Source organism: Gracilibacillus suaedae (assembly GCF_017599345.1).
In the GTDB taxonomy this organism is placed as follows: domain Bacteria; phylum Bacillota; class Bacilli; order Bacillales; family Amphibacillaceae; genus Gracilibacillus; species Gracilibacillus suaedae.
This window is the reverse complement of sequence record NZ_JAGFVL010000023.1, coordinates 36,456-59,399: the sequence shown is the minus strand read 5'-3', so window position 1 is coordinate 59,399 and position 22,944 is coordinate 36,456. Positions and strand designations below refer to the sequence as shown.

Sequence of the window (22,944 nt, the reverse complement as noted above, 5' to 3'; positions counted from 1 at the left end):
TACAACGACTAAAAAACACGAACTTGATGTTCGTGTTTTGTCGTAAAGCAAGTTCTTCTATTTCATTCCTTAATGATAATCTATTCTGATATAATTAATCTTCCCTCTTGTTACTATCATTCCCTTTACCTTGATCTTTAGGGACTTTCTCAGTTGATTTTTCTTCTTGTTTGCCTTTATCTGCTGCTTTTTCCTCAGCATTCATTGGTGGTTTAGGATCACTTTGCTCTTGATTATCGGGCTTTTTTTCAGGTTTTTCATTTGATGGAGGCTTCTCCATTTTCTTTTCCTTATTTTGATCATTTGATGGTGGATTCGATTTTTTAGGTGCAGATTTTTCATTATTACGTTCTTTATCACTATTATGCTTTTCTTCCTTAGATGGAGCTTGCTCGTCATTTTGCTTGTTTCCTTCACCGTTCTTCTCTTTTTTAGGCTGTTTTGTCTGCCCTTTTTTTGGAACACTTATACTAGAATTGTGCTTTGACGATGAGTTTTCGGTTTCCTCTTTTTTATTTTTGGATGCTTCCTCTTTATCTGGGGAAGGTGATGACTTAGCGCGTTCTGAGTTTTTGCTTTCACTAGCCTTTTCAGCTTCTTTTTCAGCGATTTGCCGAAGTTCTTTTAACGACTTATTTTGAACATCTTTGATATCAACTTCCTCTTCGCCGTTACTCATTTCTTGGTACATTCGATAAGAATTGACGGACAGGTCAACCTCTTTTGCCTTCTTATAATAATGTTCATTTTCAACATAAACTTCCATTTCTGCTTCAACATGATTCTCCCCAAGAGAATGATTGAATATTTCTTCTACTGAACGTGAATCATTTGATATGGAATGGTCCTGTAACTCAATCCACGTCGCAGTAATGATGGCAGGCGTATCAGCGGATAAATATTTATCATTTTTTAGTCGAACAACGATCTCATTAATCACCTTTTCGATATCTTTACCTTTCACGTCCAATCCTTTCATGACAAGGTTTGCGTCTTCATTTAATCCAGTTATATCTATCACATGTAAATCTTCGTCCAGTGATATTTCCATACTTGGATTAATATCCACAGCAAGCAGATAAGCTGGTTGTTGCGGTTGAAAAAGAGAAACACTCATAATCGCAAACAGTAATATTGCAGCTAGAGCTACTAATGGTAATACTTGCTTTCTATTTCCTAACAGTAAAGGGGATTTCTTTACTCGATATGTAACATACTCACCAATAGCTGGAATGTCATGTTGATCATGAGGAACATTACAAAATGTACCATCATCACACATTAGAACAATCTGGTGTTCTTGAACCTCCATGACTACGCCTTTGATTTTTTGCTTCACTTTTTCTCCCCCCTTACCTTATTACGCAAAAAAGCATGTAAATTTTCCCATTCAGGATGTAATAAAATAATAATAATGGCGATAATATACTTTCGATACTTTTCGATTGTTTTGACACGGTAATTGGCTACCGTTAAAAATTCCTTCACCGGAAATTGCTTTCGGCTAAATAATTGTTCGACAAGTGTCTCTCTTTGAATAAATTCTTCTGCAATATCCAGTACTTTCTTTCTTGTTCGCTTCTGTTTTGGACTATGTGCTTCTAATTCTTCAAAACGTATGTAAAATTGCGACAATTGATCATTTAAATCAATAATTTCAGCAGCCATATTGCTAATTCGTTGTTCTTGATGATACTGTTTTACCGACTTTTTTACATGGTTTGCTTCTAAAAGCTTATCCCCTTTTTTCATAAGACTTTGATAATGATTTTCTTTTCTAAAAAAATCAATCAATTCCCGATGAATGATTAAATAGACATAGTTTAAAAATGTTCTACCTTTTTGAGGATCATAGGTGTCAATGGCACGATTAAAGGCAATTAAGGCAATGCTCGCCTCGTCATCATTCCACGTTTTAAATTTGTTACATACTTTTCCAACCACACTCAATATATATGGCTGGTAATATTGAATCAACTGTTCTCTTTGTAATTCATTGCCTGCCTGTATCTCATTGATGATATGCTCGATGTCTTCTTGCTTCATCTGCCCCTCTCCCTTATCACTACTAAAAAAGAAAGCTTTACCTCTCAACAGTCTAAAATATGTAGAAAGATAAAGCATTTCTATATTTAATGTAAGCTATAAATAGCGACGGGTAAAGATATTTTTGAGAATTTTGTCGAAATTTGATTTATTTCGCAACAACTATTGAAGTCCCCATTTATTGATGATTCGGTTTACCATTTTTCTTTTCTTCCTTTTGACGATTTTCTTGGGCTTTTTTAGCTTGCTTTTTTTCGTTTTTTTCTTCTGCTTTCTCTTGCTCTTCTTGAGCCTTTTCTTCTGCTTTTTTCTGCTTTTCTTGAGCTTTTTCTTTTGCTTTATTAGCTTTCTCTTCTGCTTTTTCTATTTTTTCTTCCGCTTTTCGTTCAGCTTTCTCAGCTTTTTCAGCAGCCTTTTGTTGTTTCTTTTCAGCCTTTTCTTCTGCCTTTTGTTGTTTCTTTTCAGCTTTGTTCTGTTTTTGTTCTGCTTTCACAACAGCTTCATTATCATTTTCTTCCTCAACTTGTTCTGCAGCCTCTTCTTCACGTTCCTCTTGTAATTCTGTTTCCTCTTCTTCTTTTTCTTGCTCTTGTTCATCTTCGTCTTCGTCTGATACAGCTTTTTCCGTTTTCGCTCTTAGATAGTTTTCTTCTGCACGCTTTTGATTTTCAAGCGCTTTTGCGATACCTGCTTTTGCTTGTTCTGGTAAATCTTCACGCTCTAATAAAGCTTGAAGTATGATTGTACGTTGTTTGGCGCTTTCTCTTAATTCTTCTTCTGATTTATCTTGATCCTCCGCACTTTCTTCTTGATTTTCTTCATCGGAGTCTTCTCCTTGCTCATTTTCATCATTATCGTCACTATCAGGTAATTCTACTCTTTCTACTTCGTTATCCTCTTCATTTGTTTCTTCTTCTGATGCTTCCTGTTCTTCCTCTGATTCTTCTAATTCACTTTCTAAACGCTCCAAATATTCCTCATATTGTTCAATTAACTGTTCTGCTTCCTCGATATTACCTTCTTCAATGGTCGCTTCAATTTCACTTAATCGATCATTAGCAAACTCATCTAATAATAACGCTCTCTCCATTTGTTCCTCTGTTAGTGCAAGCTCTGTTTCCTCAATTAATATCGATGTATCATATAATTCCTCATCAGGAGTTACCGTTTCCTCTGCTTCATTTGCAAACGCCGTATTCCCTACAAAAAATACACTAATAGTTGCTAGTGATAACCATATTTTTAATTTCATATCTAATATTCCCTCCATTTAAAATATAGTAATGCCTTCATTGAATGCATTTATTTGATTCTTGCTTTCCTGATAATGTTGTTCAGGTGTCATAAAAGTAAAAATTAATTGATGTTCCGAACCTTGATGAAAGTAAACATCCCCACGAATATTTTCTTTTCGGTTCGTAAGCAGTGCTATGTAATTCTCATCGTCTTCTATTAATTCTACTTTTTTAGAAAATGACGATTGAACATCCTTTTTCAAGGTATCAATCGTTTGTTCTTTACTTACGATCGAGACAATTAATCTGGTTGTCCCATTAGAAAAAATGACGTTTTGCTCTTGCTCAGCAGTTGCTTCTTGATCAACTGACCAACCATCTATTTCTTCTATTTGGAAAACATCATTTTCATACAACACTGCTTCTGTTTGTCCAGAATTGTTATCATCATTTGTAGCATCTTCACCTTGACCACAAGCACATAACAAGAACAAACAGGTGATCATCATTGCTCGTTTCAACGTCTCACCTCCATCTTGTTTTTTCTCACTCTTGGCAGCTGGCTGACATGATTAGCCCCTATAGCTTTGCGTCACTGTTTTTCAACAGTTTTGCCTTTCTCCCTTTTCTACTACCTATACGAAAGAATCTAATCAAAACAGGGGGGAAACTGAAATTTTTTTAAAACTTAATTAACATTATATCTATTATTTTTAATAGAACATTAACACTTTTTACAATGTATGGTGCTACACTAGACTTGTAAAATAATAGATTGGAGGAATGGATGAAATGAAGAAGTTTGTTTCTGTTGTTACGTTGTTGGTGGTTGTTATGTTGGTTACCTCCCCTTCCCTTGCCGCTAGTGTTCATTTTCACCCGAAAGAAGAAAAGTATGATGACTATGTTGCAGAACTTGTCCAAAAGCAACCTGGCATAACTACTGAAGAAGTGAAAGAAGCTATTGCTTTAGCTGCAGAAGAAACCCAAAAACCAGAAATGGTTATTGCCAAACAAGCTTTAAATGAACTAAACCAAGCGATCAAACAGGAAAATGTTGAAAAAGATACCTCCATTTCCGTTATGGGTGGAAGTTCCGGTGCCTATAAATTAGAACCTGCCAGAAGTAAAGGGGACTTATTCTATACTCCTTCCTCAACATTAGGTATCCAGCACGGACATAATGGAATCTATCACACCACTACTAATATCGTAGAATCAATCCCTGACACAGGTGTTAGAAAAATTAAATACAATGCCAGAAACGTCGAAAAAGATGCTGTTATGCAGTATGTACAGTCATCGCAAGCGAACCGAGACCAAGCTGCTGACTGGGCTAATTCAAGGGTAGGGATTGATGCCTATTCTTATAACTTTGCAACAAACCGCCATACGAGTAAATATGGTGATAAAAATTGCTCAAAATTAGTATGGAGTGCTTATATGTTAGAGGCAAATATTGACTTAGACAAAAATCAAGGATTCGGTGTCTATCCTACAGACATTCGAGATAGCTCCTATACTGTCACGTATAACACGATTCAATAAGCTTAGGAGAGTCTATGAAAAAATTTCTACACTATATCATTTTACTAGTATTGCTTGTTTTGATAGGCGCATGTGGAAATACACAATATGAAAGTATTCATGAATCAATCGGTCTGTTATATTTTTCCACCTCTATAGATAAAAGTAATGGAAAAGGTAGTCTCTATACAATCGATTCATCCGGTAATGTTTCCAATGTATTAGAAACAGAAGGCTTGGAGTTAGGAGAAATATATCATCAAAACGATACAGTGATCGTCAATGATGTATCACGCAGTTATCTGATCGATGAAGATATCAGTGAAGAAACGCGAGAACATAAAGAATATACCGCGATTTTCGCTGATTATATGGATGATAAACGGGTTGAATTATACAACAGTGGTTATGATGAAAATGGAACATATCATTCTCAGCTATATTGGCAACATGACGGCACGATGCTGTATCAAGATCTACCCTATTTTATAACAACCGCAGGCATTTATGAAGATTCGCTCTATGTTTTAGAAGAAAAAGAAACAGATGAACACATGGTACTGCATGAAATTGTGTTGGATGAGACCGCAGTAGACAATCCATTCTTACCATTAGATTATCAAACCGACGAGCTTGTCCCATTAACTGATATGATCGTTACGGAAGAATACATTTATTGTATCGTTGATATAGAGCAGGAATATTCAGTCTTGGTGATCGAGAAAGATACTGGTGAAGTCAATGAAAATAACTTTTTATCATTCAATTCCAATGAGAATATGTCTACCTATTTACCCCATTCCGTCTACAATAGCATTCATTGGATAGATGATCAGTTATTTTTCTTAGATGGACAAGGTAACTTGTATCAATTTAACAAAGATGGTGAGTTAGAAACAACATATGACATCCCTAACGTTAGTGATGAAAGTATGTATATCTTCCCATCTTGGTTGGGAAATGATTTGTATGTCTTTGAAATGACTGAGACTTCTTCGGTAAAAAAGATAGATTTAATGGAGATGGAGTTGGAAGATCAGCTAAAATTGAAAAATGATGCGTTTTCTGGAATTAGTGAGCAGTTTTTGTATGATTTCGAAGTGATAAACGGGCTTTAAGCAAGGGGGGATTGCCCCTTGCTTTTTAGCAGTTTAGGAAAGCATAGGATATTAGTGATGAAGTAACTCTACCGAAGTGAAAGTTTTGAATTCTCAAAGTATAAGTAAACTTCGGCACTTGCTAAAAGTCGAGGCGAATGCCGAGTTTTTCTAATGAATAGATTAGGTTCAAAATCCACATTTATATTAGTATATCTTTCTCTTACAGATTGTTTAACTTGTACATATTATATGGATATGTAACAGAAAGGAGGAAAACGATTGGCAAAAAAATCAAAACCGATGTCAGCGAATTTAGCTAGACAATTACTTTCAGATAATAAAGTTTATTTAACACCTGAAGGTAAGAGAATATTGAATAGGATGGTTAAAAGATAAACATTTTACAACAAGCGTGCGTACATTTTTAGTATTAAATTGTAAAATTATTTCTAAGACCTTAAAAAGGAAAGGTTAGAAAAAAATAGTCTGGGAATAGAAGAAAGAATATTTAATAAGAATTAGTGTCCTTGCTCTTTCTCACTATAGATAGGTGTAGTCCATTTATCATCAATTCGGTGTAGCAACCTGAGTTCTTATTGTCAAAACTCAGGTTGTTATATGAAATTAGTATATTATTCATAAGATTTTAAGTAATCATCAAATATTTTCTGATATTCTTCAGCAATTTGTGGAATAGTATTGTCTCTTAAAAAATCAATATAGTTACTTTGAATTGATTGTCTTAGTCGATCAGAAATTTTAAAGTTGAAAAAAGCTGATTCTACCTTATTTATATTAAATAATTCATACATCTCACTAACTTCCTGATCTGTTGCATTTTCTACAAAGCGTCTATATATCCATTTTTCGTTCTGAAGATGTGTGTGAATTAAATTATTTTTTTCCTTTATACTCTGGAAATGATGTTTATTAGCCAAAGCAGTTATCAATATCTTGGACATCTTATTCATTTGTGAAAGTATATAAGTCCTTTCTATATCTAGTGAAGTATTAAATTTTTTATCAATCCTTGTTTCTACAACAGGAACGTTAAATGCATCAGCAATAACTTGCCAGAATAACACTTCATTTTCTTTTAAAAATTCTAATGGAAGTATTAAAATATTTCCAAAGTTCTTTTGATAATTTTGAATAATCATCTTCAGATTAAGAGAATGTATTAGGAATGTTTCTTGTTCATTCACAAATTCTTGAGCTGATCCAGACCATCCTTGTTTAACTGCTTGAATATAAACGGATTTTATCCATGAAACAGGTTCTCTAATTGTTATTAATAAATTATCTGTCTTTACAATATTGTTTAGATTTTTACTAGTATATTTTATGAAATCAGGAATTAATTCTTGAAATGGAATCTCATTTAAGTATGATGTTGAGAATCCTTCATTACTTATAACAGATACTTTATTATTGTAATCTTGTCTATCAGGAAGGATTTCTGATTTAATAGAGTTTTTCATTTTTCTTTTCGCTACATTTTGTTTTGCATTTAATAAAAAGTCCATACTCCCTTGACACGCGAGGTTATAGTGAGGATCTTTCAACCAAATATTTTGCATATATGTAGTAGCGGTTTTAAGCATACCAATATGGATAAACTTATAGTTCATTACAACACCATCCATTCAACACAACCTACATGTTATTATAATTTTTTATTTTTGTTATCGTTTCTTCGAATTTGATTAAATCTTCTTCAGTGTCAATATCAATGTCATAAATCTGATCCATGATATAACCTACTTCATTATCGTTTAAACTTGTTTCATAACCCAATGTATCATCTATCTTATTAATATATACAGCACCGTTAACTTTATAGTATTTTTTTAAATCTTGCCTTCTGACTGTGCTATCTTCTAATAGAATGGGAACTAGCAAATTATTCTCGTCTATTGAACGCATAAAAATCGGATGTTCATTAACTTCATTTATACTGACTAAACTATTTTTCTTATTTGATATTAATAATTGTATAGCATCATCAATGTGCCAAAATTTCCTTAAAGGTTGTGTTGGCTGAAGTAGAACAACATAATCATAATGATTATTCTTTTGCTTAAAATTATTTATAGTATGTAATAGCACATCGATGGTTTTTGCTTTATCTGTAGCATATTCCTTAGGTCTCAGAAATGGTATTTCTGCACCTAATTCGCTTGAAATAGAAGCAATTTCACTGGAATCAGTTGACACAATGATCCTATCTAAATATTTTGATTTTTTCGCTTCATCTATCGTATATTGTATTAAAGGTTTTCCAGAAACTTGTTTAATATTCTTATTGGGAATACCTTTACTACCTGCCCTAGCAGGTATAATTGCTAAGAATGTATTTCCTTTATACATCTTTTCATTCCTTTTTTATAATTAGTTTAGATCATTAAAGTTTTTTTGGATTTCTATATTCCATATTTTATTATCCTCTAATACTTTTAAAAATTCTACATCACTATTACCTTTGCCAAATCTTTGCGCATATCTGCGATCAAATGCATTGACTTCATTGATTGCTTTTAAAATTTCGTGTCTATCTTCTATCGTGTGAATAATATTCTTTTGTTGCTCACTATATCGATTCATTTGACGATTCCCAATATCAATCGTTGGTATACCATATACTTCAGCTTCTCTAATACCTGAACTGGAATTACCGATGATGTACTTTGCATGTTTTAATAAGGTTAAAAAGTACTCAAACCTTATTGAGGGATATATTTTAATATTATTATTTTCCTTTAACGCTTCAATTTCATTTATAATAATGGCGCTACCTTTATCATTATTAGGATAAATCATAACAAAATTTTCCTCAGATTCAACTAAAGCATCTTTAATCTCTTTTATATTTTTCTCTAACAAATGATATTCTGTCGTAACTGGATGATACATAAAAATGGCATAATCTTGTTTATCAAAAGAAATATCATACCTGTTCTTTACTATATTGTATGAAGGAAGGTTTTCTGATAGCATAATATCAATATCTGGAGAACCAATTGTAAAAATTGACTCCTCTTTTTCCCCAAGTTGTATTACCCTTCTTTTGGCATCTTCATTACATACAAAATGTATATGAGCAAATTTCGTTATCGCGTGCCTTATGGATTCATCTATTGTTCCTGATACTTCACCACCTTCAATATGTGCTACCCTAATGTTATTAAGAGCTCCTACAATTGCACCAGAAAGGGCTTCAATCCTATCACCATGAACTACAATAAGATCTGGTTTTTTTTCTATTACATAGTTACTTAACCCCATAATAGTATTACTTAAGATGATATCCATTTCTGTACCCAGTTGCTGATTGATATATTGGTATATATTCCTAAATCTATCTTTCTCTATTTCTTTCCACGTTAAACCGTACTGAGATAACACATGCATTCCAGTAGCAAATATTTCAACTTCAAAATTTTTATTATTTTGTAATAGCCTTAATAAAGATTTCATTTTTCCATAGTCTGCTCTAGTACCTGTGATAAACAGAATTTTTTTCATTAAACTTTCCTCCATTTATCATTTGGATGAAACATTATTCCAATTCAAATGATATCCGCTGTTCAAATCTTGTGTTGCTATTTTCCCTAAAATATTATTATAATCTTCTGCATATATTTCTCCAATTCCTGGTCTCTTTACCCACACATTATCTTTAGTAAACCGATCACCTTTTTTTATGTTTTTTGTTGTTACTACTGTAGAAAAGGCAAAATCCATTGTTACTTTTTCCTCTTTTGCGGGTTCCTTTGTTCCACCACGCATTCTAGCAACTTCTTTACTATCTTTAATTAGTGATTTTAAAGCCTGCGGGTCCATAGAACATTCAATATCAGGTCCATTGCGATCATAAGAATCTGTAAAATGACGTTCTAATATTGATGCTCCTAAGGCAGTAGCTGCTATGGCCGCATTGTTATTAACTGTGTGGTCAGATAACCCAATTACAGTATTAGGAAATTGTTTTTGTAATTCTTGAAAACCTCCCAACCTTACTAATTCAGGAGGAGTTGGATAAAGGTTTGTACAATGTAATAAGGCATATGGTACTTTATATTCTTCTAATATTTGTACTGTTTTTTTAATACTGATAATAGTATTCATACCAGTAGAAACAATCATCGGCTTTCTGAAAGAAGCAACATGCTCTATTAAAGGATAATTATTACATTCACCTGAACCAATCTTATATGCTAATACGTCCATTTTTTCCAAACGATTAGCAGCCTCTCTAGAAAAAGGTGTACTTAAAAATATCATACCTTTCTCTTCTACATATTGTTTTAACTCAAATTCGTCTTTTTCATTCAGTGCGCTTCTTTCCATTATATGATAAATGGAATCTTTAGCATTTCCAGGGATAACTTTTTTCGCAGACTCAGTCATTTCATCATCAATGACATGCGTTTGATGTTTAATAATTTCGGCACCTGCTTTATAAGCTGCATCGACCATTTCCTTTGCTACAGATAAGTTCCCCCCATGATTAATACCTATCTCAGCAATAACCAAAGGTGGATAATCGTTACCAATATGTCTGTTACCTATTGTAAAGTATGTTGACAAGGAAAAACACTCCCATCTAGTGTAATAAATATCTATCTAGTAAATTTGAACAGAATGGATATTGGAAAGATTATCAAAGGAAAAGAAACGGCTCATTTTATTTTCCTTATCATAAATATGAATACCACAATTCATGTGAATGTTAGATGTTAAATCCTGTAACCTTTCAATATGGCGGTGTTCACTCTGTCCTATATAATAGAACTTTCCATCAAAAGCTAACCCTCTTACAAAACCATTAATATTTACTAATTTCTTATTATTTGTTTGGTATACATTTCCACTCATGCTATCAATTATTGTAATTTCATTCTGAATAAAGTTTATGGAATGAGGCATCCACAAATCTTGTATCGGGTAATTTAATATTTCCATTGTTTCGAGATCAATTTGTGCAACACCACCATCATAGCAACCTTGTTTCCATAATCCACTTATAGAAAACATAGAAACATATAGCATGCCATTTTTTATACATAGGTCGTTAATGTGATGTCTGTCTGGTATATTAAGAGCTTTTTTTGATATAAATACTTCATCTATAAATCTTCCTGTTTCAACATCAACGACAGATATAGAGTCACGGCCAGTGTTCGCTATATATAAATTTTTATCTTCTTTATTATAAGTTAAACCATGAACGTTTGATCTCTCTAAGGTTTCAATGGTATTAATATGCTTAAGGTTTTTATCGAAAACTACAATTCCTACAAGTGCATCTGCAACATAATAATAATTTTCAGTTTCACATATTTGTCTACATCTGCCATCATAATGTTTTGTTAATTCGTTCGTTACAAAATTATAGGTATATAATCCACCACCTTTATTTAATGTTTCTGGACTATTACCATCTGAACATGAGAATAAAATAGTTTGATTATTGTGTTTTAGATCATTTTCAATTTTTAATTGATATAATACTGGAGAACAGTAATAATCGTCTCCACCTACATACCCCATTGCGTCTAACTGTTTAGCAACACTCTCATATGAAGTTGTCGTAATTAATATAATGAATTCTTCATTAATTTGCTGTATTTCATCTGGAGAAATAACTGATAAATAGCCAAATAAATTTGTATTTTGCATTGTAGGACTACTATCCACTACATATAATGGATCCATTTTCAATTTTTTAATCGTATTCTCTACTAATTCAAGTCCTGCACCAAACAATACAACTTTTCGCTTGGTTAATATATGTTGTAAGTCTTGCCATTTAATCCAAATATCATGCATAACACTTTTCCTTTCCATCCATTAAAAATCTAGTAATTGATCAAAACTATCTTTTAAATGTCTATTTAATTCAGAATCTTCAATTTTTATCAACTTCAAGAATTCACCAAATGATGCATTTATTTGATTAATTTTTTTAGAAACAGTTTGTTCAAATTTGATATGTTGTGATTTTTCTGCTAAATTTTCAATTTGAACACGTATAACTGGTGCAAGAAATGCTTTGTAATAATGATTTCTTTTTAATTTCTTAAATAAACTATCAAATTTCTTTAATTTTTTCTCTAATTTAACAGAAGTAAGATTTCCTTTGTTTTTATTAATGTTTTCAATTATATTCTCTAACTCTAAGTGATAGCTGTTAAAAACTTTTCTGGCACTTTCGATTTCGCGTATATTCTCTTTAACTTTCGATAGATTATAGCTATTGCTTATTTCCCACCAATTATTCGAAACTATATTTGATTCATCTAAATAGTTTGTAATCACTTCTTCAAGCGGAATGAAGGTTGTGCCTTCAATATTCGCACCATATTTACTAGTATTAATTACCTTAATCTCTTTAGTTGCTTTTATATATGCTTCTAATTGCTCTCTCATTGAATTAAAAGACTCATTAGTTAAAACACTATTATTGCTAACACCTTTAACAGATATCAAGTCAGAAAACTCCATATTTTCCCTATATTCTATACCTGAAGCATATCCTTTTCCCTTATTTACTGCTAAGTCTTGTCCAACTAGTATAACCTTCTCAAATCCTAACAAACTAAGTAACTGATAAGTTACTACAGCAATTGAAGAAGCATCTTTTAATACTTCAAGATTTTCACTTATTAAAGTTTCAGTAACAGTATCTTGATTGATGACCATATGCATTGTTGGGCCTGGGTAGTTAGCTAAAGTTTCATAACCGACTGTTGTACCAAATATTAAAGGGATGCTAGAAACCTGACTATCTTTTAATTTTTTTAAAACTTTTTGATTACCTTTTTTTGGATCATAGGATAAAATAGCATCAGGATATATATTTTTTTCTAACAACGCATTTATAGCAGATCCAACGGAAAAAATATAAGCTAATCCATTTTCTTTTATATAATGTAAATTGTTATATTCATCATCTAAACTTGGCCCAGCAGATACTATTACGGCAGTTCTTTTTTTGAATTGATGTTCATCTACATCTTTTAAAATATTTGGTGTATTAATTATTTTCGGAAGATTTTTAATTACATTAAATGTCCACCTTTTTTGAAATGAAATATTGGTCACTAATTGATTCTTTTTATTTTTTAGATTGGATACAAGTAATTGGTACAATTCATTTAATTCTTGCTGATAGAATTTTTCATAGAAAGGCAAAGCAAAAACCTGTATATCTTTATGATAAACTCCTTGTAACTGATTAATTTGTTCGTCCAATCGTTTTTTAATAATAATATTTGTCGAATCTTTCTTAAAGATTTCACTTAAAGATCTTGTATTTAACATAACCATTAGTATATTAATATCTGGTTCATAGATAGTGAAACTAATATTTAGATACCTTTCCTTTAATACTTCATAATGATAACCCAAACCAAAACCAAATAATATTACATGTTTTTTTCCATCTTCCAAATGAAATGCATCAACTACACGCCTTGCTTCAGATTCTGGATCATACTTACTATGAATATATCTATGTGTTGAATTTTGTTTTATCTTTAGTGTTGGAAGATCTTTTTTAGAATTTTCAATTGTAATCATATCTAAGTCTGTAGATAATACATTAGTTAATTCATTAAGCAAGTCTCGATCCTTTGTTCTTAAAAAATCTCTGTTATTAATTAACATTTTGCCTACATCCTTCTGAATCAATAGTGTCAGTAACAAGCTCCTTTAACCTTTCGTAAGTTGGAATAACCTCATAATTAATAATATCTGCTAGTAATATTTCATCTTGACTTCCAAGTGTTTCTGCTAGTGCACGAACTATATTTTCTAACTCATGATAAATTGAAACATATTTTTCCCAGTTACTAGGACGTTCCCTGAGAGGATCAATACTCTGCATCATATCACTAATCCATTTTAATCCCTCTGTAAAATGGATGAATTGATCCCAACTTTCTGAAGATGGCTTTTGGTAAAAATCATCGACAACAACTTTAAGTTCAGGTAATGCACTGTTCAAATAACTTTCTGCTGTCAAAAGAGTTTCATTAATAAATTCTGTTTTTGTTTTTGCAACAATTTCAATATGTTCTATATTTTCTATATGTTTATCGATAAATTCTTCGTAATCCGTATATACTTCATGTCCATCTATTACTAAGTGACTAAATATATATTTTTCATCCAGAAAAGCATTAATATGTTCTTTTACATTAGAGTAAACTTCAATATCTTTTTCTACTACTTTTTCATTCTTATTTAATGTTAGTATCATATTTATCCTCCAACAAAATAATTGCTAATACTATTAATATCGACAAATTCTGTTTTTTTTCAACCTAACACACAAAAAAAGTTCCGGAAATATTATCCGGAACCCTTTTTCTAAAAATAAGTATTAACCTAATAATTGTAACACTGATTGCGGTTGTTGATTTGCTTGAGCTAGCATTGATTGTGATGCTTGAGAAAGAATGTTAGATTTAGTCATCTCCATCATTTCTTTCGCCATATCTACGTCACGAATACGAGATTCAGCAGCAGATAAGTTTTCAGATGAGTTATCTAAGTTAGCGATAGTGTGCTCAAGACGGTTTTGCATCGCACCTAGATATGAACGACCTTCAGAAACCGTTTTGATTTGATTTTCAATTTCTGTAACTGCAGATTGTGCACCAGAGAATGTTGAAATATCTTCTCCTTGTGCTCCAGAAACTACTGAAGTTAAATCTACACCAGAAGTTGTGAAATCAATATTAGTTAATTCACCTTCGTTTGCACCAACTTGAATACTTACTGTACCAGACTGACCTGTAGAACCATCTAATAGATTTTGCTTGTTAAACTGAGTGTTGTCTTTAATTCTTCCTAATTCTTTTCCTAATTCATCAAACTCATTTTGTAGTGCTTCACGATCTTGGTCAACGTTAGTATCATTAGAAGATTGTACAGCCAATTCACGCATACGTTGAAGGATTGAGTGTGTTTCGTCAAGTGCACCTTCTGCAGTTTGAATCATTGAAATACCGTCTTGAGAGTTACGGCTTGCTTGATCTAAACCACGGATTTGAGAACGCATTTTTTCTGAAATAGAAAGACCAGCAGCGTCATCTCCAGCACGGTTAATACGTAAACCAGAAGATAATTTCTCCATTGAAGATTGCATGTTTCCTTGGTTGATTCCTAGTTGACGATGAGTATTCATCGCTGGAATATTATTGTTGATAATCATAAGTATAGTTCCTCCTTGAGAATTGTAAAATTTCCACATCCTTGTGGTTGTATACTAATTGGTGAGAGCGGCCGCCAATCACCTTAATTAGTTCCTATTAATACTATCGGTCAATTTTATTAGATGTTTAATATTTTTTATTATTTTTTTTAATTAAATCTAATAAGTTTTCTGATAGGTTTGCCGCTTGGCTATTTTCTTCTTGAATCGCTTGATAAATTTCCTTTCTATGCACCTCGACATTTTTTGGGGCATTTATTCCCAACTTGATTTGATCACCATCGACTGCTATCACTTTCACTTCAATCTCATCACCAATTTGGATGGCTTCATTGACTTTTCGTGTCAGCACTAACATACTACTCCACCTCTTCCTTCGAGGTTGCTTTAAATATTGATTCTTTAGTTGTGTAAGTTTGATTTTTGGTAATATACTGCTTAGCTAGTTTAGTTGTTTGATTAATTACAACAGGAGCATGTAAATTGGCAGTACTTGTTGTTAAAGGTTCTTTAACTGTAATAATTGCTAAAACCAAGACATCTTTTTCTTTTTTGATTTTTAATTGTTCTAATGTTGGATCATCTAATTCAAACTGATAATCTTTCACAAAAAGAAATGGGTCTACTACAACAAACGCTGGGTCGATTCCATTCGTTGATTGAAGTACTTGAAACAAACCGCTTTCCTCAAAGCTTAATAATACAAAGTTCTTTTCATCTATAAATCCTGGAATACCTTGCGGAAAATGGATAATCGCTTCGTCTTTTACATCTATCTCACCAAAATATTTCGTTTCTATTTGCATAATTTCACCCTTCTATATTTCCATTTCAAAATTATTGCCAACATATTTTACATCTACAAAATCAATGTCGATCCAATTTTTTTGTTCTATATATGTTTCGACATCACCACGTTGATAATAGAATTCATTTTCTGTCGGTTCTGCATTTATGATGGGTTTATTCGCTCTATTATTTATTTCTACTTTCGCTGGCTCATAGTCAAACTTCACGCCGTCACCAGATGGTATCCAGCCGATATTGAAGTCCTTTATCGGTTTATGACCATTTTGTTTTGCGATTTCTGCTAAAGGCTCTCCACCAGCTTCGATCTTCATTAACATATCACCTTGTCGACGTCTTTTCTTTGACCCTTCTACTGCAGTTTTCATTGCCTCATTAGCATGTTGTTTTACTGATTGTTCTGTAGGTATAATACCAACATCTGCAAGTGCTTTTGATTGGTCGATTGTTAGCTTGCCAGGTGTAGTTTTAATTTGAATGTCAGCATGAGGTTGTTGTATCGTTTGTTTTGCTGGTCCGGATTCTATCGTTAACTGTGCGTTCTTTGTTTGTATTCCTAATAGAGCGTTTTGTGATTGTATTCGTATTTGGGGTAATTTCATATATTATTCCCTCCTTTTGATAAAAAGCCTCACCTTTTCTCAAAGGCAAGGCTTTATAGTTAACGTAGGAAATCTAATAATGTTGGTTGAATAACTCGGGAACCAGCACTTAATGCTGCTCGGTGAATTGCTTCTTGTGAAGTTAGATTCATAATAACTTCTTCCATATCAGCGTCTTCGTTTTTGGACATCATATCCTTAGCTGTTACAGCTTGCTCTTGCACACGATTTTCAATTAAATCTATTCGATTTTGGCGCGCTCCCAAGTCAGCTCTGGCATCGACGTTGTTATTGATATGCGTATCTAATTTGCCAATATACTCTCCAATTGCTTCATCATCATCACCTTGACGAAGTGCATCCGCAAAATCAGTTAGGTCATTAAATAATTCTTCCGTAAACACCTCATCTGGTTGCATATTAACCGTTATTTTTGAACCTGAGGAAACTTCAATGTTAACTGTTTCTTGGTTTCCTTCAAAATTAAAATTTCCGTTCTCATCTACTGTATAAGGTTTATCTCCACCGTCACCATCTGTTTTAGTCCCACTAAAAATATATTTGTTATTTACTTTCGTATTTGCTATTTCCAATATATGTTCTTTTAATTCATCAACTTCAGAAGCAATATTGCTACGTTGACCTTCTTCATATGTTCCGTTACTTGCTTGCACTGCTAGTTCACGTAACCGTTCTAAAGCTTTTTGATTTTTATCTAAAGCAGAGTCAGTATTATCCATCCAGTTATGAACTTCACCAATATTCCGTTCAAATTGCTCTACTTGTTTCACTTGTGATCGATAATCCATACCTTTCATTGCGACAACCGGATCATCTGAAGGGCGGTTAATCTTTTTCCCTGTAGATAATTGATCCATATATTTCCCAAGACTGTTGTAACTATTACTTAAGTTACGAAGCATATTCCCACTTAACATTCCTTGAGTTACTCTCATTTATTTTACTTACCTCCCTACTAATCCCATATTGTTAATAATTCTATCTAACATTTCGTCGACTGCAGTCATATTTCGAGCAGCAGCGTTATAAGCATGCTGAAATTGAATCAAATTCGACATTTCTTCATCTAGCGATACAGAACTAATGGATTGACGGTTTTCTTCTACTTGATTTCTTAGGATACTTGAATTACTACTCATTCTATTTGCTTCTTCTGCTATAACACCCATTTCACCAATTGTAGATTCAAAGAAGCTTTTTAAAGATGTTTTATCACCTAAAGTTGGTTCGAAATCATTAGTATCATATTCTTCTGCTCGTTTTGTATAAACGTCAGCTAAATCTATCGCATTTTCACCATTACCAGCGACTCCATCAGCTGAATTACTTGCAGCAATATTATCTTTATCATCAAGAATATCATCGTGAACCGCCATTGTTGCTGCTGACACACCATTCGGATCAAAGAAATCAAAACCATCCTCGCCATTTAAAGTAAATCCTTGTTGATGGACAGCATTAAATTCGTTTACTAAGTTTTCAACCATTTCATCCAAGTCTGCGAGCATATTGTTAAACTCACCAGCAACGATCGGATTACCGTCGTCATCCAGTTCATCGGTAACATATCCTGCTCCTTCCATCAATGCTTTTAATTTTCCTTGTACATCATAGGAATGTGCAGCAATCTGTCTGTCAGCAGTTATAGTACCATCCATTAAATCATTCACTACATCTTCCGTTTCTCTGTCGCGATCAGGTGATGCGAAAAAGAACTGTTGAGCATTGTTATTGTCATCAAACCCAACGTAGATATGGTTAACTGCTTCATCACTACCTAGTTCAACATCTACACTACCGTCTACCAAAGTGATCGTTTCACCACCATCTACGTCATCAGCATCTGCATTTAACGTAATTGTTGCGATACCCTCTGCGATCGAACTTGGTTGACCGGTACTTTCCCTATAGTCTACTGTTATATCAACATATTCAGACAAGTCATCAATTAACCGATCTCTTTCGTCATATAAATCATTAGGTACATGTCCGTGTGGTTCAATCTCAGATATTTGCCTATTAACACCATTAATTTGATCAATTAGAGAATTAACCTCTGAATTATCTACATCAATTTCTTTTTTTAAATTATTCCGAACATCTTGCAGAGAATTATGTGCATATTGGAAAGCTTCCGTTACTGCTATTCCACGTTGACGCACAACAGATCTTGCACCGGCATCATCTGGGTTCACTGATAAGTCCTGTAATGATTCCCAGAATTTATTCATGGTATTAGCTAGACCTTCATCCGTTGGTTCATTCATGATCGCTTCCATTTGACTCATCATGTCAGCCTTTGATTCATAGTAACCCACCTTATTATTTTCTTGTCTAAACTGCTTGTCTACAAAACTATCTCTAATTCTTTGAATAGACCCTGCTTCAACACCACTCCCAATTTGTCCAGGTATTTCTGGTCTATTTCTTCCTGGTGCAGGATAGGCACCTGTTTGTGTCATATTCACTCGTTGCCTTGTATAGCCTTCTGTATTGGCGTTGGCGATATTATGTCCAGTTGTATATAATGCTGACTGTTGCGTATGAAGTGCTCGTTTTGCTACTTCTAATCCATTAAAAGTTGATGACATTTTTGTTCCTCCTACTTACGCTTTCGAATCAAATGCCGAACGTCTCGGTGCGGACGGCTTTGATTGATGTTTGTTATTTCCATAATTTAAATTTTTTATGGTTGGCTGCATCATGTTTAATGACAGCTGAACAAATTGTAAAGACTGTTGGGTTAACTGTTTGTTTAAATCCTCTTGACGACGCAATTCTACTAATTGTTCTGCTAAACGTAATGTTACTTCTTCCAATTGTTGTTGTTCCGCTCCAGTTGTATATTCTTCAATAATTGTCGATACTGTGACAGTTGTAGGGTCTAGTTTTTGCTCGGTTGCCCAGTCGGCTACTGTATCGATTCGTTTTTGCTCGATTTGGTTGATTGCCTGTACATGTTTCTGTTCTTTGACTAGTAACTTCTGCAAGGCATCTGTCTGATTTTCTTTTAAAATTTCTGTTTTTTGTTTCGATACGTGCAGTAAACTGTCATGTAACTCAATCAATTTATTTAGGTGTTGGATAATAGGCTGAACGGACATAAATGGTCTGCTCCTTTTTCTTACGTAATATTAGGCTTTCCAATAGTTTATTAGCTTCTTGGCTGTTTCTTTGTTGTTTATTTGATATTCACCATTATCTACTTGCTGTTTAATTTCATTCACATAAGCTTGGCGAGAATCTTTTTGTTGCATTTTTATTGCTTTATCTGAAATTTCTAATTGATCGGGTTTCAGTGAACGGGACTTGGATGCTACTTTTTGCTGGATATGTTGTTGTTTTTGGTAGGGATTCATATTTGTATGGTTGGGTCCATGAATTTTCAAGACCTTTCACCTCTTTCCTTTTTCTCGTACATATGTATTTATTATCTATATCGGACGGTTCTTCGAAATGTTTAATATTCTTTTAGTATATCGATTTGAGAGTGGTTTGGGAAGGGGGTATATCCAAGGAGGAGAAGTCTTTTCCAAGGAAGAGGAGGTTTTATCCAAGGAACAGAAGAACTTTTCCAAGGAAGAAAAGCCTTTATCAAAGGAACAGATCAACCCTTCATAAAAAACCTCCTATCGTTAAGGTTTTAATCTTCCTTGCTTCTAGTGTAGTAGGTTTGAGTTCTTTCTTTTTCATGCTGTTCGTTTCGCTGTTTCACCTGTTCAATTTCCTGTTGATAGCGTAAATCCGAAGATAATTCATTTTGACAGTTCTCGCAAATTTTCCCACTGGCAATCGGTTCTCCGCACCGTTCACACGGAAAACTTATGTTAGGGAACTGAGTAGATCGAAGTCGTTTATCTTTTACAAATTGTAAGATTATATCCTCCTTTACTCCTGTTGCTTCAACGATTTCAGGGATAGTAGCTCGTCTATTTTCACGTTTTTTGAGAAAGTCATAAACAATTTGAAATAATTTTTCATCCTCTTTCACACAATCAGGACAAATGGATTTGGTAATTTTGACAAAAACTTTATCACACCTTGCGCAATTTGCTAATTCTCCCATTTCTAGCACCTCTTTCTCTATATTTAGTTGATTATCTAGCGAGTGTAAAACTGTAAATATTAGGGGATCCTGCTTCTTTAAGTAATTTTGCAGCATGATGAATTGTCATACCTGTTGTATATATATCATCGACAAGTAAGACATCAGTTTCAAGTGATTTAGTTAAGAAAAATGGATTTTTTGTTTTAATTCGCTGTTGCCTTGATTTTTTTGATTGTTTTTCCGAATGACTTGACTTTCTTGAAAGTGCAGTTATGATCGAATTTTCATAGTGCGTAGCAATCACTTCTGCAATGGCTGTTGCCTGATTAAATGCTCTTTCCTGATGTCTTTCATCTGTTAGTGGAATTGGTACGATCGTGAAGGATTTGGTCGGATAAAAGTTTCGTATCTCTTTTTTGATGTAAGGCGTAAATATTTCTTTAAGTTGATAATCACCACGATATTTCCACTGAGTTATGATTTCTTGCATAAATGGAGTGTACGGAAAAAGCGGTCGATTAAACTGTAATACATCACGATATTTATCATTTGTTTGCCACTTCTTGCAGTCATCACATATCATTCTAGACGGCATTTGTCTGCCACACTTTTCACAAATAGCACCATTAATTCTAACTAATTGTGAATTACAGCTATCACATAAGCTCGTCTGTTGGCTTGGTAAAAAAAGTGTACTCCAAGTAACTGACTGACTAATCCAATCCTGACACTTTAAACAATATGTCATCGTTTTTTTCCTTTCTTATTCATCATTTTAATTTGTGCAATTGCATCTTCCATGGCATTGGTTTTGCCTTGGTGAATAAACAGGACATCCCCAGTAGGATCACCCGGGCTTCTTCCTGCTCTTCCAGCAATTTGTACTAATGCTGCTTCGTCGAAGACATGGTGTCCCGCATCGAGAACCACGACATCTACAGAAGGAAAGGTTACCCCTCGTTCAAGAATCGTTGTGGTAACGAGGGTTTTGATCTTTTTTTGTCGGAATTGATCGACTTTTTCTTTTCTGGCAGGATCTTCGGCATGTACAGCAACTTCCTGATAGTGATCGGCTACTTTTTTTAGTAATTCTATCGTTGGGACAAAAATTAATAATTGGCGGGAAGTTGATCTTGTAACGAGAAATTGCTGCAGAGCTTTTGGTTCTGTTCCTTGTTTGAGCTTTTTTCGTAGGTTTATTTCGATTTTAAGGGTAGGAATTGGCAGTGGGTAACCATGAAAGCGAATCGGGACAAATTGCACAGGCAATTTCCTTTGACGGATTTTTCGTTTATGCTCTGGTCTAGGAGTTGCTGTTAAATAAATCGATGTGGCATCCAATTTGCAAGCTCGATCTGTTAAATAGGGTAATGTTTGATCATGATGAAAAGGGAAAGCGTCAATCTCATCAATAATCATGACATCGAAAGCTTCGTGATAACGGATTAGTTGATGAGTAGTGCTGATGATCAGCTGTCCTTTATCGGTTCGATCTGGAGAATCTGCATACAACGCTTCGATTTCCGTATGTGGGAAAGCATGCTGAAGACGAGGAAATAGTTCTCTTACTACATCTGCTCTTGGTGTGGCAATGCAGATTCGTTTTCTTTCCTTAATTGATTTCGTTATTGCTGGAAATAGCATTTCTGTTTTACCAGATCCACATACAGCCCAGATCAATAGTTCATTTTGATGAGTGCTGATCGCTTGTGTAATTGACTGTGCTGCTTTTTGTTGAGGTGGGGTTAATGTGCCTGTCCAGTAACATGGTTGTGCTTGAAGTGACCAAGACGGAACTGTTCCATTCCACGTAATCAGTGTATCACATTGAAGAACTCTGCCTGTTTGGACACAATTACGGCAGTAAAGATGAGTGTGGTTACACCTTGCGCATGGTATATTGGCAAACAACTGTTTATTTTTATTGCCACAACGGTTACATTGGTACCGTCCATATTTGGTTGTTATACTTGGGAGTTGTTTTAATTGGTCAGTGCGGATTAAATAATCAATTGTTGGCTTTGTAAGTGGAAGTTCTGAGGTTAACAAAAGCTTTCCTGCGAGGGTTTTAGAAAAATTCATGGCAAACCTCCTATATGTTTGGTGGGGACAAGCCCCACCAATATTATATTTTTATGTCCAGGTCCAGCGCCCAACAACTAGTGTGATCTTCGTACCTTGCCGATTGGTAAAACCAGAGGCTTAGTCACCCTTATGCCCTTGAGTTTAAAGTCAACATCGAGTCGCTTCTAGCTCCCAAAGAGTTTCCTTTATCTCCTACGAAAGTATGATCGTAAAGACCGTCACTTTGCGTGACAATATCGATCCACTCGTG

The 22,944-nt window shown here is 33.8% G+C and carries 24 protein-coding genes and 1 riboswitch; of the genes, 2 read left to right on the top strand and 22 right to left on the bottom strand.

Annotated features, from left to right (window positions below):
* Positions 1-94 precede the first annotated feature (94 nt).
* From J5J03_RS06395 to J5J03_RS06380, 4 genes are all read right to left on the bottom strand, one after another.
* The gene (locus J5J03_RS06395) at positions 95-1,339 is read right to left on the bottom strand and encodes an anti-sigma-I factor RsgI family protein (RefSeq protein ID WP_208587535.1); all 1,245 of its coding nucleotides are present in this window, start codon (positions 1,337-1,339) and stop codon (positions 95-97) included.
* Positions 1,336-2,046: an RNA polymerase sigma-I factor gene (sigI, locus tag J5J03_RS06390; protein ID WP_208587533.1), complete on the bottom strand. Its 711-nt coding sequence runs from the start codon at positions 2,044-2,046 to the stop codon at positions 1,336-1,338. The genes J5J03_RS06395 and sigI overlap by 4 nt, the downstream gene beginning before the upstream one ends.
* A 178-nt stretch (positions 2,047-2,224) precedes the next feature.
* Positions 2,225-3,298 carry a DUF5667 domain-containing protein gene (locus J5J03_RS06385; protein WP_208587525.1) on the bottom strand — a complete coding sequence of 358 codons (1,074 nt, stop codon included), beginning with the start codon at positions 3,296-3,298 and terminating at the stop codon, positions 2,225-2,227.
* A gap of 18 nt (positions 3,299-3,316) precedes the next feature.
* Entirely contained in the window at positions 3,317-3,802 is a 486-nt protein-coding gene (locus J5J03_RS06380) for a hypothetical protein (protein ID WP_208587523.1), read from the bottom strand.
* A 30-nt stretch (positions 3,803-3,832) separates the two neighbouring features.
* Positions 3,833-3,907: riboswitch (cyclic di-GMP riboswitch) on the bottom strand.
* 166 nt (positions 3,908-4,073) lie between these two features.
* Between J5J03_RS06380 and J5J03_RS06375 the strand changes: the two genes are divergently transcribed.
* Positions 4,074-4,829 (top strand): hypothetical protein, encoded by a 756-nt coding sequence (locus J5J03_RS06375; protein WP_208587521.1) that lies wholly within the window; start codon positions 4,074-4,076, stop codon positions 4,827-4,829.
* Positions 4,830-4,843: 14 nt separating this feature from the next.
* The gene (locus J5J03_RS06370; RefSeq protein WP_208587519.1) at positions 4,844-5,926 is read left to right on the top strand and encodes a hypothetical protein; all 1,083 of its coding nucleotides are present in this window, start codon (positions 4,844-4,846) and stop codon (positions 5,924-5,926) included.
* A gap of 614 nt (positions 5,927-6,540) precedes the next feature.
* On the opposite strand, the gene J5J03_RS06365 is transcribed toward J5J03_RS06370, so the two are convergent.
* The 18 genes from J5J03_RS06365 to J5J03_RS06280 form a co-directional block, all read right to left on the bottom strand.
* Entirely contained in the window at positions 6,541-7,554 is a 1,014-nt protein-coding gene (locus J5J03_RS06365; RefSeq protein WP_208587517.1) for a hypothetical protein, read from the bottom strand.
* A 10-nt stretch (positions 7,555-7,564) separates the two neighbouring features.
* On the bottom strand, positions 7,565-8,278 hold the full coding sequence (locus tag J5J03_RS06360) for an acylneuraminate cytidylyltransferase family protein (protein WP_208587515.1): 714 nt from the start codon (positions 8,276-8,278) through the stop codon (positions 7,565-7,567).
* 21 nt (positions 8,279-8,299) lie between these two features.
* Positions 8,300-9,433 carry a UDP-N-acetylglucosamine 2-epimerase gene (gene neuC, locus J5J03_RS06355; protein ID WP_208587513.1) on the bottom strand — a complete coding sequence of 378 codons (1,134 nt, stop codon included), beginning with the start codon at positions 9,431-9,433 and terminating at the stop codon, positions 8,300-8,302.
* An 18-nt stretch (positions 9,434-9,451) separates the two neighbouring features.
* Positions 9,452-10,498, bottom strand: a complete 1,047-nt coding sequence (locus J5J03_RS06350; RefSeq protein WP_231710628.1) for an N-acetylneuraminate synthase family protein — start codon at positions 10,496-10,498, stop codon at positions 9,452-9,454.
* 36 nt (positions 10,499-10,534) lie between these two features.
* A complete protein-coding gene (locus tag J5J03_RS06345) occupies positions 10,535-11,740 on the bottom strand; it encodes a DUF4915 domain-containing protein (RefSeq protein ID WP_208587503.1) in 1,206 nt (401 codons plus the stop codon).
* Positions 11,741-11,761: 21 nt separating this feature from the next.
* A complete protein-coding gene (locus J5J03_RS06340) occupies positions 11,762-13,579 on the bottom strand; it encodes a motility associated factor glycosyltransferase family protein (RefSeq protein WP_208587501.1) in 1,818 nt (605 codons plus the stop codon).
* Positions 13,569-14,174, bottom strand: coding sequence for a hypothetical protein (locus J5J03_RS06335; protein ID WP_208587499.1), 606 nt, complete (start codon positions 14,172-14,174; stop codon positions 13,569-13,571). Before J5J03_RS06335 ends, J5J03_RS06340 begins: the two co-directional genes overlap by 11 nt.
* A 123-nt stretch (positions 14,175-14,297) precedes the next feature.
* A complete protein-coding gene (locus J5J03_RS06330; RefSeq protein ID WP_208587497.1) occupies positions 14,298-15,131 on the bottom strand; it encodes a flagellin N-terminal helical domain-containing protein in 834 nt (277 codons plus the stop codon).
* A gap of 127 nt (positions 15,132-15,258) precedes the next feature.
* Entirely contained in the window at positions 15,259-15,489 is a 231-nt protein-coding gene (gene csrA, locus J5J03_RS06325) for a carbon storage regulator CsrA (RefSeq protein ID WP_208587495.1), read from the bottom strand.
* A 1-nt stretch (position 15,490) separates the two neighbouring features.
* Positions 15,491-15,937, bottom strand: a complete 447-nt coding sequence (fliW, locus tag J5J03_RS06320; RefSeq protein ID WP_208587486.1) for a flagellar assembly protein FliW — start codon at positions 15,935-15,937, stop codon at positions 15,491-15,493.
* 12 nt (positions 15,938-15,949) lie between these two features.
* Positions 15,950-16,540, bottom strand: coding sequence for a DUF6470 family protein (locus J5J03_RS06315; protein WP_208587483.1), 591 nt, complete (start codon positions 16,538-16,540; stop codon positions 15,950-15,952).
* Positions 16,541-16,599: 59 nt separating this feature from the next.
* Entirely contained in the window at positions 16,600-17,496 is an 897-nt protein-coding gene (flgL, locus tag J5J03_RS06310) for a flagellar hook-associated protein FlgL (RefSeq protein WP_208587480.1), read from the bottom strand.
* A 9-nt stretch (positions 17,497-17,505) separates the two neighbouring features.
* Positions 17,506-19,152 (bottom strand): flagellar hook-associated protein FlgK, encoded by a 1,647-nt coding sequence (gene flgK, locus J5J03_RS06305; RefSeq protein WP_208587478.1) that lies wholly within the window; start codon positions 19,150-19,152, stop codon positions 17,506-17,508.
* Between the two features lie 15 nt (positions 19,153-19,167).
* Positions 19,168-19,665 (bottom strand): flagellar protein FlgN, encoded by a 498-nt coding sequence (locus J5J03_RS06300; RefSeq protein WP_208587476.1) that lies wholly within the window; start codon positions 19,663-19,665, stop codon positions 19,168-19,170.
* Between the two features lie 30 nt (positions 19,666-19,695).
* Positions 19,696-19,950 (bottom strand): flagellar biosynthesis anti-sigma factor FlgM, encoded by a 255-nt coding sequence (flgM, locus tag J5J03_RS06295; RefSeq protein WP_208587474.1) that lies wholly within the window; start codon positions 19,948-19,950, stop codon positions 19,696-19,698.
* A gap of 254 nt (positions 19,951-20,204) precedes the next feature.
* Positions 20,205-20,627: a TIGR03826 family flagellar region protein gene (locus J5J03_RS06290; RefSeq protein ID WP_208587466.1), complete on the bottom strand. Its 423-nt coding sequence runs from the start codon at positions 20,625-20,627 to the stop codon at positions 20,205-20,207.
* A 31-nt stretch (positions 20,628-20,658) separates the two neighbouring features.
* Complete coding sequence (locus tag J5J03_RS06285) at positions 20,659-21,357, bottom strand: ComF family protein (RefSeq protein ID WP_208587463.1); 699 nt, start codon at positions 21,355-21,357, stop codon at positions 20,659-20,661.
* Positions 21,354-22,691 carry a DEAD/DEAH box helicase gene (locus J5J03_RS06280; RefSeq protein WP_208587461.1) on the bottom strand — a complete coding sequence of 446 codons (1,338 nt, stop codon included), beginning with the start codon at positions 22,689-22,691 and terminating at the stop codon, positions 21,354-21,356. Before J5J03_RS06280 ends, J5J03_RS06285 begins: the two co-directional genes overlap by 4 nt.
* Positions 22,692-22,944: the final 253 nt, after the last annotated feature.